Source organism: Bacteroides stercorirosoris (assembly GCF_900142015.1).
Taxonomy (GTDB): Bacteria; Bacteroidota; Bacteroidia; order Bacteroidales; family Bacteroidaceae; genus Bacteroides; species Bacteroides stercorirosoris.
In genome coordinates, this window is the sequence record NZ_FQZN01000005.1 from 217,757 (window position 1) to 230,682 (window position 12,926).

The 12,926-nt window shown below is 47.1% G+C and carries 12 protein-coding genes; 7 read left to right on the forward strand and 5 right to left on the reverse strand.

What is annotated here, in order from left to right:
• The first annotated feature begins 141 nt into the window (after positions 1–141).
• The 3 genes from BUC01_RS05840 (at position 142) to BUC01_RS05850 (ending at position 1,829) form a co-directional block, all read left to right on the forward strand.
• Positions 142–501 carry a hypothetical protein gene (locus BUC01_RS05840; RefSeq protein WP_025831394.1) on the forward strand — a complete coding sequence of 120 codons (360 nt, stop codon included), beginning with the start codon at positions 142–144 and terminating at the stop codon, positions 499–501.
• A gap of 50 nt (positions 502–551) precedes the next feature.
• A complete protein-coding gene (locus BUC01_RS05845) occupies positions 552–965 on the forward strand; it encodes a PH domain-containing protein (protein WP_025831393.1) in 414 nt (137 codons plus the stop codon).
• Positions 966–1,076: 111 nt separating this feature from the next.
• Entirely contained in the window at positions 1,077–1,829 is a 753-nt protein-coding gene (locus BUC01_RS05850) for a LytR/AlgR family response regulator transcription factor (RefSeq protein ID WP_073313037.1), read from the forward strand.
• 351 nt (positions 1,830–2,180) lie between these two features.
• Here the strand turns inward: BUC01_RS05850 and BUC01_RS05855 are convergent, their stop codons facing one another.
• Positions 2,181–3,392: a BamG family beta-barrel-assembly machinery protein gene (locus BUC01_RS05855; protein WP_025831392.1), complete on the reverse strand. Its 1,212-nt coding sequence runs from the start codon at positions 3,390–3,392 to the stop codon at positions 2,181–2,183.
• A complete protein-coding gene (locus BUC01_RS05860; RefSeq protein ID WP_025831391.1) occupies positions 3,389–4,705 on the reverse strand; it encodes a DUF4270 family protein in 1,317 nt (438 codons plus the stop codon). The genes BUC01_RS05855 and BUC01_RS05860 overlap by 4 nt, the downstream gene beginning before the upstream one ends.
• A 236-nt stretch (positions 4,706–4,941) precedes the next feature.
• On the opposite strand from BUC01_RS05860, the gene BUC01_RS05865 reads away from it, so the two are divergent.
• A complete protein-coding gene (locus tag BUC01_RS05865; protein ID WP_073313021.1) occupies positions 4,942–5,997 on the forward strand; it encodes a Kelch repeat-containing protein in 1,056 nt (351 codons plus the stop codon).
• 38 nt (positions 5,998–6,035) lie between these two features.
• Positions 6,036–6,377: a DUF4907 domain-containing protein gene (locus BUC01_RS05870; RefSeq protein ID WP_025831390.1), complete on the forward strand. Its 342-nt coding sequence runs from the start codon at positions 6,036–6,038 to the stop codon at positions 6,375–6,377.
• Here BUC01_RS05870 and BUC01_RS05875 read toward each other — a convergent pair.
• Complete coding sequence (locus tag BUC01_RS05875) at positions 6,352–7,299, reverse strand: hypothetical protein (protein WP_073313023.1); 948 nt, start codon at positions 7,297–7,299, stop codon at positions 6,352–6,354. The two genes, BUC01_RS05870 and BUC01_RS05875, sit on opposite strands and share 26 nt — an antisense overlap.
• Positions 7,300–7,533: 234 nt before the next feature.
• Here BUC01_RS05875 and lpdA point away from each other — a divergent pair, with 234 nt between their 5' ends.
• The gene (lpdA, locus tag BUC01_RS05880; protein WP_073313025.1) at positions 7,534–8,892 is read left to right on the forward strand and encodes a dihydrolipoyl dehydrogenase; all 1,359 of its coding nucleotides are present in this window, start codon (positions 7,534–7,536) and stop codon (positions 8,890–8,892) included.
• Between the two features lie 131 nt (positions 8,893–9,023).
• On the forward strand, positions 9,024–10,451 hold the full coding sequence (dacB, locus tag BUC01_RS05885; protein WP_025831389.1) for a D-alanyl-D-alanine carboxypeptidase/D-alanyl-D-alanine endopeptidase: 1,428 nt from the start codon (positions 9,024–9,026) through the stop codon (positions 10,449–10,451).
• A gap of 50 nt (positions 10,452–10,501) precedes the next feature.
• On the opposite strand, the gene BUC01_RS05890 is transcribed toward dacB, so the two are convergent.
• Positions 10,502–11,998, reverse strand: coding sequence for a butyryl-CoA:acetate CoA transferase (locus tag BUC01_RS05890; RefSeq protein WP_073313027.1), 1,497 nt, complete (start codon positions 11,996–11,998; stop codon positions 10,502–10,504).
• Between the two features lie 93 nt (positions 11,999–12,091).
• Positions 12,092–12,535, reverse strand: coding sequence for a hypothetical protein (locus tag BUC01_RS05895; protein WP_025831388.1), 444 nt, complete (start codon positions 12,533–12,535; stop codon positions 12,092–12,094).
• Positions 12,536–12,926: the final 391 nt, after the last annotated feature.

Sequence of the window (12,926 nt, forward strand, 5' to 3'; positions counted from 1 at the left end):
TTTTATATATATTGATAATGAAGGTGATACAGCTTTGTACATTAGATTGTATATTGCTAATTCATGGTTTAATCTTATATTTTCTGCAAATTTGTACACAGATGGACAACTAACCAATTCAAAAAAAGTAAAGTGGAAAAGATGGCACGATTATGTATGAAAGAAATTAGCAGGGCTTTGATAGAAATGATTTCCGATGAGTCGCCTAATGCTTCGAAAGATATGCTGTGCGGAACGCGCGGAGCTGTTTTCCGTGAGATATTTATTTTTCATTATCCGGGTTTTATAAAAGAACTGCAGAAGCTTGTTCCCGGTGCCACGAAAGATGAAGAACTGCTTTGTATGCTGGTTGCCCTGGGGCAGTCTGCGGATGAGATTGAGCAATTGTTTTGTTTGTCGGCGGAACAGATATACATGTTTCGCAAGGCGGTGTGCTGGAAGATGAGGCTGGAAGATGATAAGCTGTTGGCGGATAGGCTGCGGGAGATATTGGAAGGATAATTCATATCATTCCATAAAAATGCCTATCTTAGCGGCAAAAATAAGACTCAATGAACCGTATCTTCCATGCCCGTATTGCCGCAGGGCAATATTTGTTTTTGTTGATAGCAACGGCGGCCACTATCCATGAAATGTGGATGAAGCATGCCGTCATGGCCATCATCTTCATGTTGCTGCTCATCATCGCTATCGAGCGTCTCATTCATACCACTTACACGCTGACGGCGGATGGGCGCCTCATTCTCTATTTCGGGCGCTTCACCCGTTCGAAGGAGGTTCTCCTGAAAGATATTATTTCCGTGGAGCGGACTTCGTCCATGAAGATAGGGTGCTTTGCCGTGATGCGTTATGTGCTGGTGCGCTACGGAACGGAAGGGAAGTGTGCCGTGCTGCTTCCGGTGAAAGAGGATATGTTCATTAAAATGCTTCGGGAGCGTTTGCGCGAGGAGGCATCATCAGTGTAAGTCTTGTTAACAGAAATTCTTTTTCGGTGAAGAAATATTAATTCCCGGTTCCACCTTTGCAGTCTTCCGGAAAGTCGTTCGTCTAATTTTCAAAAAGTAAGAGAAATGATGATGAATTTAACTTGTGCTATTTTGCATACCGACAGACAGGTGAGAGAACAACTGGAAATGTTCATTGCCAAGACGCCTTTTCTTTCTTTGTGTGGAGAGTACAGTAATCCCATTGAAGCGTTGAAGGGGTATTATGAGAAAAAGGTAAGTATTTACTTTGTAGGGATTCAGCAGGAAGAAATGGAGGGAATAAACGGAATGGAATTCAGTAAATTGCTCTCCCCGTCCACTCGCGTCATATTTATTGCTGATACTCCCCGCTATGCTGCCGAGTGCTTCCGCCTGGATGCACTGGATTATCTGGTATCCGAGATTAGTTTTCTCGTCTTTTTCGAAGCGGTGAACAAGGCTTCGCGCTGGTTCAATCTGAAAGGCGAAACAGGGATGCCGCTTAGCATTCTCCCCGAAAAGACACAAACGGAACTGCCTAAGGTTATTTATGTGAAGTCTGACAGTCGGATCATTCGTCTGGCTATGTCCAGTATATGTTATATCGAGGGGCTGGGCGATTATGTGAAGATTTACAGCAAAGATGAACCGAAGCCTGTATTGAGTTTATGCAGCATGAAGTATATGGAAGAGAAACTGCCTTCTGATGATTTTATCCGCGTACACCGTTCGTTCATTATCCGCAAAGATTGCATTCGCATGATAGAGGGTAACAAGATTGCTTTGGACAAGAGAAGTATTCCTATCGGAGAGGTTTACCGGAAGAAGTTGAAGAGTTATATTTCTAATTATTCTGTTCTTTAATGAGCGGTTATGATGCACCACAGATTACACAGATTTACACAGATTAGGGAAGATATCTCTGATTATTAATAAATTAAATCTGTGCTAATCTGTGTAATCTGTGGTGAAATAATTCCTTTCCGCACCGTTTTAAAGCATATTTCTTGCATATACTTCATTAAAAAACGTGAAGTATCAGAATTAAGCCGCCACACCGCCACTTTTATCTTTTTTTCTCGTAGCCGCTAAAGAAAACAATAGTAAATACTTATTCTTTCCACCATGGAAAGAATAAGCATTCTCATGAAAGCGGCTTAAGTTTAGGCAGGAGAAAACGTAGGAATGCCTGGAAAAGAGCTTAGCTTCCCTTTCCTATCTCAGTTTTGACTTAGCCAGTCTTTCTCCGAACGTAATATTCAGGTTTAAGCTGAAACGGCTTTCCTGCATCAGACTGCTGCGTGAGTTCATTTGCTTCCGCCAGGTGGCACCCAATGAAAGGTAAGAATAGCGGATGGGAAAACTCACTCCTCCGCTGACCTCCAGATAGTGCATCTTTCCGTCTCTCAGATTAATATAAGAATTGCTGAAACCGACCCCTCCCATTAGTTCTGTGGAGCGGGGCAGGCGCGGATTGGTAGTGTAAATCCCCCCTATGTTCAGTTTATGCTGATTTTCATATTTCATGGAAGCATAGGACGAGGTGTTACGGCTCCAATCCATGTAATTGTAGTCGGCGGTGACCACCCAGCGTTCGGTAGTCATTGATACGCCTGCGCCCATATGCATAGGCAGATACTGTTTCCGGCTATGATATGACTTGTCGACGCCTTCGCTGGTGGAAGAGTTGCTATAAGTCAGATTATTATCGTGGTTAATCTGGAGAGAGGGGGCAAATACCAGTCCCGCCGCCCATTTCCGCCTTCCGGCGGTATTGAATTCATAATGTAGTCCGAAGTCGGCGTAAAAAGCGCGCTTGGAAGATTCATACTCCACAATGGCACCTTCTTGTGTTTCGCTCTGTGTCACTGTGCCCAGTATCATGCCCAGATTTATGCCTACAGACAATCGTTTTGTCAATGCAAAAGCGTTGGTGACGTAACAGCGGTATAATCCTCCCGTCCCTTCAAATAAGGAATAGGTATAACTTCCGGGCATTCCTTCCACCGGCTCTTCGGTCTGGATGACGTAGCCCACGCTGCTGTAGGGTGAAGCACCCACTATGGCATACCAACGCGGCAGCACGCGAAAGCCCATGCTGAAACGGTTCGGATTGCCCGAAGCGCTGGAACTGTGTTCGTTCTGAAAAGAGTATCGGGCGTAAGAAGCCGATGCGCCGACGTCGAATATGAAGCAAGTGCTGTCCATCCGGGTGATGGCTGCCGGGTTCAGGGTATTCTGGAATCCGGTGCGGTTCAGGGCGATGCCTATGTTGCCCATACCGGCATAGCGTCCGCCGTCACTGGCGCTCAGTTCGCCCACTCCATACATGGAGGTGGGCAGGTTGGTGGTATTCTGGGCTATGATGGAGAGGCTTGCCGTACATAAACTGCACAGCATAAGGGGAATCCGGTGGTGTTGTTTCATTTTTCGTTGTATATTTTAAATCTGACATCTAATCTGCATTGTCTCTCCCGGGAGGGGTCGTTGGTGAAAATAATCTGGTTGAAGGTTGTCGCCATTTCATCATCCGGCGGAGCCAGCAACAGTTTCTGCCGCTTGATGCCCCATGTGCCGAAGTTGTTGCGGATGAACTCGGTCACATCGAAAGAGTAGTACGTCTCCCGTCCGGACATCTCGTCCACGGTCAGGTTCCCGGTCTGCACCGTTACGCCGTCGCTGCCATACACATAATCTTCCAGTACGTTGTTCTCGTCCGTGATGTAGAGGCGTATGTCTTCCGGCAATTGGTTCACCCGGTTGTAGCTTTGGGCGAGCGGATAAAGATAGAGTATCGCTTTTTCGATGGAGACAATTTCTCCGGCATCCTGCAAGTTATTGAGGTGGGGAAACTCTATCTGATTGTAGAATCCTGTCAGTCCCTGCATATAAGCCCGCATACCCATGCTGTTGGAATGAACGAGGTTTTCTATTCCGCTTACCATCGTGGCGAGGGGAGTTCCGGTGCGGTCGGTGCGGACGTTAGTATACGCATAATCCTTGTTTACGCTGAAGGTGAGCTCCTTCTCCGTGCGCAGGTTGGTGATTTCCTTGTAGTGAAGGGTGATGGCCATCGAAGAGTCGTTCACCATGAATCCGGTGATACATTCTCCGCTGTTTTCGGCTATGAAGGCCAGGCCGGGAAATTTATCTTTGAACTTGTCCTGGCTGTCGAAATACTCTTCTTCGTTGATGAGGTCGTTCAGCAATTGTTTTCCCAGCTCATCGGGCAGACGTATCTCCAGCTCCTTCTTTATGCCGGGACGCGGGCTGAAAGTGAAGCTGGAAAGGGGAGTGCTCTCTATGGGAAGAATGGTGCTGTTGTACAGGTCGTCGTCATCTTCCAGTATGATGGGCTGTTTCAGCCGGTAGACGGAAATGCGTTGCTGTGTCAGTGTGTCGCCCCAGAAGTGGCCGGTGTGCGTCATTCTCAGCACGAGTGAGTCGAAACTGTAACTGTAATCCTCGTTGGGGCTGAAGCTGGCAACGGAATATTCGGCATAGTAGGCGGCGGAAACTTCGCCCCATGAGTCGTCCTTGTAGTGTCCCAGTTGGCAGACGGTGTCGCCACGGGTTTCTATCGAGTCCATGAGGATGGTGCTGATGTCTACCGTGCAGGTGTCTACATATACATTATAAAAGGAGCTGTCCACCAGACTTTGTCCTAATTTTGAATTCTCATCCTGACAGGCGCAGAAGGCGGCGAGCATTACAATCAGGCTATACAATAACTTTTTCATTGCTGTTGGTTTTTAGAGTTACGGGCTGTCGCTTGTCGCTCGCAACAGCTTTTTCCGTCGCAAAGGAAAATGAATCTTCCGTCTCTTCCTATTTTAATCGGTTATCGGGCAAGTTTTATCGGTAAAGGTATTTATCGGAAATTTGTTGCTGTTTGTCGGTTATTTTTGCGAATGTAGTACCCGGAGCCTACTTTTGCTACCAAAATTATAGTAATCAAAACAAGTTCTGAAGAAAAATGAATCGACTATTATTTGTAATGACGCTGCTGGCGGTTGGATGCCTGGCCGGCAGTTGCACGGACGACGACGAATACACGCAAGGTGTATGGATGAGAAGGTCGGACCTGGACGGTGTTGCACGGGGATATGCCAGTAGTTTCACTATCGATAATAAAGGCTATCTGTGCTGCGGACTTCGTGGAACGAACAAGACATACCTGAAAGACCTTTGGGTATACGATATGGACGGTGACTACTGGACGCAATGTGCCGATATGCCCGATGAGGCAATCGGTCGTCACAGTGCGGCTTCATTCGCCTTGAATGGGAAAGGGTATGTCACCACCGGTGCCCAAAAGAATGAGACGACGAATCTGGCGGATACCTGGGAGTACGACCCGAATACGGATACCTGGACACAAAAGGATGACTTCGGCGGAGGCGCGCGCTACGGTGCACTGGCCTTTTCCATAGGAGGTTACGGATATGTCGGCACGGGATATAACGACAATCATCTGAAAGACTTCTACCGTTTCGACCCTGCCGCCGCAAGCGGGCAACAGTGGAAGATAGTAAACGGATTCGGAGGATATAAGCGCTACTATGGCACGGCTTTCGTGATAGATGACGTGGCTTATATCTGTTGCGGGCAGAACAATAGTACTTTGGTGGATGACTTGTGGAGATTTGACGGTAGCGACTGGAAGCAGTTGCGCGATATTGCCGATACGGATGATGATGAAGACTATGATGATGATTATGCCATTACACGTATGGGTGCCGTAGCTTTCGTCATAGACGGAAGGGGGTATCTGGCTTCCGGAAGCCGTAGCGGTGTGACCAGTGATTATTGGGTATACGATCCCGACCAGGATTTATGGTATGGTGATTCTGATGATGACTTTACGCCGATGACGGATGTGCATAATGTCAGTTCCGGGGCTTCTTCGCGTGCCTATGCGGTTTCTTTCTCTACGGGCAAACGCGGCTTTGTGCTGACGGGTGCTTCGGGAACCAGTTATTTTGACGATGTTTACGAACTCTTGCCTTACGAGCAGGAAGAGGTTGATTAGTGTTTTGTATATAGGTTAGCGCTCTATATTAAGGATTTATGAAGCTGATGTTTATTGTGAAGTTAGGTGTACTGCCCTTTGTGGCAGTATGCCTTTCTTGTTGCTCCGGCCGCAAGAGTGTCGGTAGTGAGGAATTTGTCTGCCGTCCGGTGCAGGTGGAGGGTGGTTACGGGTATGTGGTGCTCCACGAAGAAGACACGCTGATTTATCAGCCTTATATACCTGCCATTGGTGAGAGAACACCTTTCACATCAGAGGAAGATGCGTTGAAGGTGGGCCGCCTGGTGTGTCGCAAGTTGACGGACAAGCGCCCCCCTACCGTGAGCAGGGAGGAGATTACTGAGACTCTGCCGTTTATTCGTCACCAGTCAGGTCGCTGACCTCATGGCGTATTGGTGAGCAATCGTAAGGATAGTCTTTCAGCAGCTTTCCCTGGATGACTTTCTTTGTGTTGCTACCCGGTCTTGTCAAGGTCAGGGTGTAGTGTGCCGATAAACGCTTGTAATAGATGTCGGCGCGATATGAATTTTTCTTCTGGTTTACCATGTCCTTTTGAAAGCTTACTTCTCTCAATTCGTTGTAATACAGCCCTCTGTAGGTGAATGGCCTTTTTTCTTCTTCGAAGATGATTTTTCCGTTCACGATGTCTTTGGGAATCTGTACATGGTTGCTTTCTTCTTGGGGAAACCAATTCTGGAGAGGTTCCGATACTTCATATTCGAAGTTATATATTACGTAGGCATTATAGAATGGGAAGAGGTTTATCGGTCTGGTTTCTTCGTTATCCGTAGATTTATCTATCCAGTTGATTCCCCAGGGCTGCGTTCCTATCTCTTTTATTCCGTCGCCTTCCTCCAGGGTATAGACGAGGGATTCTATCTGGTAGAAGTTGGTGCATGGCTCCTGTCGGATGACAATTTGTTCCGAGTAGAGTCCTTTTGCGGTGCTCAGGTTGATGATCATTGTACGTTCTCTTCCTTCAAAGTTATCATCTACTTGTATGGTCAGGGCATTGCTCTTGTCGCGGATGATGCTGCCCCAATGAAAGCGTACCGTACCCATCCCTTCCAGTCTCACAGGATATCCGTATTCATCTGTCATGATGCCTCCGTCGAAATAGGTGACTGAGGCTACAATCCAGTTGGTTCTGGTCATCGGGATTTCTATGGTGTTCAGGTCACCTTCTATCCGGACTTCCTCTGTAAATGAGAAACGTTCGTCGTTTCCATCCTCACAGGCGGTTCCGCAGAAAAGAATGACGGTAAAGAGTAATAGCGTTGGGAGTGCGTCAGTTAGTTTCATGTATTTTTCGTTTTGAATAGTTTTTGTTTATTAGACGCAAATCGTTTTGAATTGCTGCAAACAAAGGTATGTTTTTTTTGGTAAGAAAAGACAAGAGGGTATGTTTTTTGTAGAATAATAATGGAGTAGAGACTAAACGGGTGAATGAAAAAAAGACAAAGAAAGGGTAATTCTTTTGTGCAGATAAGAGAGGTTTTTATTAACTTGCAGGCAGTTTACAAATAAATAAAAGCTATGAAATACCAAGTTGCCATTATCGGTGGAGGTCCTGCGGGATATACTGCTGCCGAAGCTGCCGGAAAAGCCGGACTGAGCGTAGTGTTGTTTGAAAAGCAAAGCCTGGGTGGAGTCTGTCTGAATGAGGGCTGCATTCCTACCAAGACCTTACTGTATTCGGCAAAAACGTATGATGCCGCGCGTCATGCTTCAAAATATGCGGTCAGCGTGACCGAAGTTTCGTTTGACTTACCCAAGATTATTGCCCGCAAACAAAAAGTGGTGCGTAAACTGGTGTTGGGCGTTAAAGGTAAGCTGACTGCCCACGGAGTGAACATCGTGCAGGGAGAAGCTGCCATTATCGACAAAAACACCGTGCAGTGCGGCGGTGAAACTTACGAATGTGAGAACCTTATTCTTTGCACCGGTTCGGAAACTTTCATTCCTCCTATCCCCGGAACGGATAGCGTACCTTTCTGGACCCACCGTGACGCATTGGACAACAAAGAACTTCCCGCATCCCTTGCCATTATCGGCGGTGGAGTGATCGGTATAGAGTTTGCCTCTTTCTTCAGTAGCCTCGGTGTGCAGGTCACTGTCATCGAAATGCTTGATGAAATCTTGGGAGGCATGGATAAAGAACTTTCTGCCTTGCTGCGTGCGGAATATGCCAAGCGGGGAATTAAGTTTATGCTGAGTACGAAAGTGGTATCCATTGCCGAGGCTTCTTCCGGAGAGGGGCAACCGCAGGTACAAATTAATTATGAGAATGCCGAAGGAACCGGTGCCGTGCTTGCCGATAAACTATTGATGAGTGTGGGCCGCCGTCCGGTTACAAAGGGCTTCGGACTGGAGAATCTGGATTTACGGAAGATGGAGCGGGGAAATATTTGCGTGAACGAACGGATGCAAGCTTCTGTTCCGGGCGTGTATGTGTGTGGCGACCTGACGGGGTTCTCTTTGCTGGCTCATACAGCCGTGCGCGAGGCGGAAGTAGCCGTACATACTATTCTTGGCAAGGAAGATGCCATGAGTTATCGGGCTATTCCCGGTGTGGTATACACCAACCCTGAGATAGCGGGAGTGGGACAGACGGAAGAAGCCTTGCAGATAAAAGGCATTCACTATCGCGTAGTGAAACTTCCGATGGCTTATTCCGGCCGTTTTGTTGCTGAGAATGAGGGCGTGAACGGAGTCTGCAAACTTCTGATTTCAGATGATGAAACCATATTGGGCGCACATGTACTGGGCAATCCGGCTTCCGAAATCATCACGCTGGCAGGTATGGCTATCGAACTGAAACTGACTACCACGGAATGGAAGAAAATCATCTTCCCGCACCCCACGGTTTCGGAAATCTTTAAAGAAGCGTTATAAAGGTACAGAAATGAATTATTTCACCACAGATTACACAGATTAGCACAGATTTAATTTATTAATAATCAGAGATATCTTTCCTAATCTGTGTAAATCTGTGTAATCTGTGGTGCATCAAAACCGCTACAATCATGAAGAAATATCTTTTGTTGCTTGTTCTTTCCCTCTTGTTTGTTCCTGCAATGTTGTGGGGACAGAATGGAAGTGCCGGGAACCTCTCTTCCCGTCTGGATACCCTGATTAAGTATAAGCTCCCTGCCGGCTCCAATGTCGGCATATCCATATACGATCTGACTGACGGAAAGTCCTTGTATACTTATCAGTCGGATAAACTTTCCCGTCCGGCTTCTACCATGAAGCTGCTGACTACCATTACCGCCCTTGCCCGTCCCGAGGCGGATGAACCTTTCAGGACAGAGGTGTGGTATCAGGGAGTGATTGAACGGGATACGCTGAAAGGTGATTTGTACGTTGTCGGTGGTTATGACCCGGAGTTTGATGATGAGGCTTTGGACTCGCTTGTGAATACGGTGGGGCGTTTCCCTTTTTCGGTGATAGCGGGCAATGTGTATGGCGATGTCTCCATGAAGGATTCCATCTATTGGGGTAGCGGTTGGGCATGGGATGATACGCCCGCTTCTTATCAGCCTTATCTCTCGCCATTGATGCTGAATAAAGGGCTGGTGACCATAACTGCATCTCCGGGCGTAAAAGGTGATACGGCAAGTGTGGAGTGTGTTCCGGTTTCTTCTTATTATACCGTGACGAATGAGACAAAATCCCGGACTCCTTCCGCCGGACGTTTCGGCGTTTCCCGCGATTGGTTGCAGAATGGCAATAATGTGGTTATCAAAGGAAATGTGGAAAGTAAGCGGATGGGTGCGGTGAATATTTATTCTTCACAGGATTTCTTCATGCATACGTTCCTTGAACGCCTGCAAGCGAAAGGCATCCAATGCCCTGCGGGTTATGCTTTCAATGAACTGACGAAGGACAGCCTTTCGGTACAAATGGCTTTATTTGAAACTCCCGTTCAGGACGTGGTCAACCAGATTATGAAAGAAAGCGATAATCTCAATGCCGAGGCTTTGCTTTGCCGTTTGGGGGCACAGGCCACCGGCAAGAAACGGGTTTCCGATGAAGACGGACTTGTCGCTATCCGCAGACAGATGAAAGCTCTGGGAGAAGATGCGGATAATTATAAACTGGCAGACGGCTGCGGACTTTCCAATTACAACTATATCTCTCCCGATTTGCTGGTTTCCTTTCTCAGGTTTGCTTACTCGCGCACGGATGTTTTTCAGAAGCTGTATAAGGCTTTGCCCATCGGCGGCGTAGACGGAACATTGAAATACCGGATGAAACCCGGAACTCCTTCTTATAAGAATGTACATGCCAAGACAGGTTCTTTTACGGCCATTAATTGTCTGGCGGGCTATCTGCGTGCCGCAAACGGGCATGAGATAGCTTTCGCCATTATGAACCAGAATGTACTTTCGGGAGCTAAGGCGCGCGCTTTTCAAGATGCCCTGTGTGATGAAGTGATAAGAGGAAAATAAACGGGGCTTGCCACTATACATGATAGGCAAGCCCCGTTTTCTTTAACTTTTTATTTATACTGTGCCCAGTCTACATTCTTCATATCCCCACTCTTTGCCAGTTCGGCGTGCATACCTAATGCAGCGCGGAGGGCGTGTGGAGTCTGAGCTTTACCGTCGGTCATTTTCAGGTAATCCCACAAGATATTCTTGTAGTCGGGATGTGCGCAGTTCTCGATGATGGCCTGTGCACGTTCTTTCGGACTTTTGCCACGCAAGTCGGCAACACCTTGTTCGGTGATGATGATGTTGACATCATGTTCGCTGTGGTCGGCATGCGATACCATCGGAACGATGGCGCTGATCTTACCTTCTTTGGCAACGGACGGGCATGTGAAAATAGAGATGTAAGCATTGCGGGTAAAGTCGCCTGAACCACCGATGCCGTTCATCATTTTCGTACCACCGATATGTGTGGAGTTTACGTTTCCGTAAAGGTCTGCCTCGATAGCTGTATTTATGGAGATGACACCTAAGCGACGAACCACTTCCGGGCTGTTGGATATTTCCGAGGGACGGAGCACCAGTTTGTCGCGGAAGAAATCCATATCGTCATAAATGCCTTGCAGACAGTCGTTCGTAACGGTCAGCGAACAAGCACTACCGAACTTCACACGACCGTCGCGAATCAATCCGATAACGGAGTTCTGAATAACTTCCGTGTACATTTCAAATGCCGGGATGGTCTTGTCACGTCCCAGTGCACCGAGCACGGCATTGGCGATATTGCCTACACCCGACTGCAGGGGCAGGAATGTTGACGGGATAATGCCGCGTTTCATGTCAGCAGCCAGGAAGTCGGCCACATTCTGGCCAATCTTGTCGGTCAACGGGTCAGCTTCTGCAAAACTACGGGCTTCATCCGGCCAGTTTGTTTCTACCACGCCTACAATCTTCTTCGGGTCTACCTGGATATAAGGCTGGCCGATGCGGTCACTCGGTTTGTAGATAGGGATTTCGCGACGATAAGGCGGATCGAGCGGTTCGTATACGTCATGCAATCCCATAGCGTTCTTGCTGTGGGCAGCATTCAGTTCCACGATAATCTGGTCGGCAAGGCGGCAAACGGTAGGAGCTATGCCACCGGCTGCGGTCAGATAAATCTTGCCGTCGGGAGTCACTTCGCAGGCTTCGATAATGGCAATGTTCACTTTGCCCATGAAACCATAACGAACTTCCTGTGCCATCTGAGACAAGTGGATGTCGTTATAAGCGATTTCTCCGCTGTTCACTGCTTTACGGAAATCGGAATTGGTGGTGTAAGGAGCACGGTAGCGGATAGCTTTGGCACGTGAAAGTATGCCGTCGCAAGAGTCACCGGTAGAGGCACCTGTAAAGATACCTATCTGGAAAGGGTTTCCTTTTGCATGTTCTGCTTCCGCGATTTTTGCTAATTCAGCCGTAACGGCTTTGGCTGTTCCTGCGGGAGTAAATCCGCTCAAGCCGATGTTGTAGCCATGTTTAATCAGGCTTGCAGCTTCCGCTGCCGAGATGTAATTGAATGCCATAATGTATTTAGTTATTTTTCCTGTGTGAAAATTCATAGGCGCGGTCGTGAGGGCTTTTAACTCTCCACTCTCAATTCTCCACTCTCCACTTATTTAGTATTTCCGTTGTAGTATTTCCGACCAAATGATAGCTTTTCGTGCTTCTTCCGCTGATTGAATGGAGTATTCGGAGTCAGCTTTGGGAGTTTGCGGAGTAGACGGAGGGGGAGAAATTTTCTGTTTCGGCGGGGCTGTAACAGGTTTGGGAGATGTATTTGCAGAATCTCCACCGAAGATATGTTTTGAAGAAGAGAATTGATATTCTTTTTGGGTAGCGGGGGCGGGAGTTGTTTCAACTTCGGGACCTTCGGGAATGTAGCCGCCGTAAGTCTTTCCCCAGCTTTGCGGAATGGGCATTGCGTCTTCGTCAATTTCCCCTTCCGGTAAGGGCATAGCGGGATTGTTGTCAGCATTCTTCTTTGCCTCTTTCTTGAATTGCTTGACAATTCCGATAACGATTATGCCTGCGATTAACAGAAACTGTAATATGCCATCCATGCTCATTTAAGTTTTTCACCGCCAAAGGTAACTAAATTATCTGAATTACAGCCAATTTTTAGGCATGAAAAAAGGGCAGCTTCACAGCTCCCCTTATTTTTTTAACCTAAACCTTAACTATGAAAAAATCTAATGTTTCTTTCATTGCACAAATTTGTGAAATATTTCCAACTACGCCAAATATCTGCCTTGAAAATGTTTACTGTCTTAACATTAATTATCAGAAAGGCCTCAAAATCTAACTATTGAGTGTTATTTTTCTCTTGTTTCGTCTGTAAATTAGAGGTGAAGGCGTATCTTTGCAGTCGAAACTTTTTCACCACGGATTGCGCGGATTAACACAGATTATCTTTGTAAGATGAGAAGTTGCTGAGGAGTTGGCAGAAAACTC

Bases quoted from the DNA above. Each gene is read 5' to 3' on its own strand.
- BUC01_RS05860 (WP_025831391.1), bottom strand. From the start codon at position 4,705: ATGAAAAAGTTATTGTATAGCCTGATTGTAATGCTCGCCGCCTTCTGC.
- lpdA (WP_073313025.1), top strand. From the start codon at position 7,534: ATGAAATACCAAGTTGCCATTATCGGTGGAGGTCCTGCGGGATATACT.
- BUC01_RS05845 (WP_025831393.1), top strand. From the start codon at position 552: ATGAACCGTATCTTCCATGCCCGTATTGCCGCAGGGCAATATTTGTTT.
- BUC01_RS05865 (WP_073313021.1), top strand. From the start codon at position 4,942: ATGAATCGACTATTATTTGTAATGACGCTGCTGGCGGTTGGATGCCTG.
- BUC01_RS05875 (WP_073313023.1), bottom strand. From the start codon at position 7,299: ATGAAACTAACTGACGCACTCCCAACGCTATTACTCTTTACCGTCATT.
- BUC01_RS05890 (WP_073313027.1), bottom strand. From the start codon at position 11,998: ATGGCATTCAATTACATCTCGGCAGCGGAAGCTGCAAGCCTGATTAAA.
- dacB (WP_025831389.1), top strand. From the start codon at position 9,024: ATGAAGAAATATCTTTTGTTGCTTGTTCTTTCCCTCTTGTTTGTTCCT.
- BUC01_RS05870 (WP_025831390.1), top strand. From the start codon at position 6,036: ATGAAGCTGATGTTTATTGTGAAGTTAGGTGTACTGCCCTTTGTGGCA.
- BUC01_RS05840 (WP_025831394.1), top strand. From the start codon at position 142: ATGGCACGATTATGTATGAAAGAAATTAGCAGGGCTTTGATAGAAATG.
- BUC01_RS05850 (WP_073313037.1), top strand. From the start codon at position 1,077: ATGAATTTAACTTGTGCTATTTTGCATACCGACAGACAGGTGAGAGAA.
- BUC01_RS05855 (WP_025831392.1), bottom strand. From the start codon at position 3,392: ATGAAACAACACCACCGGATTCCCCTTATGCTGTGCAGTTTATGTACG.
- BUC01_RS05895 (WP_025831388.1), bottom strand. From the start codon at position 12,535: ATGGATGGCATATTACAGTTTCTGTTAATCGCAGGCATAATCGTTATC.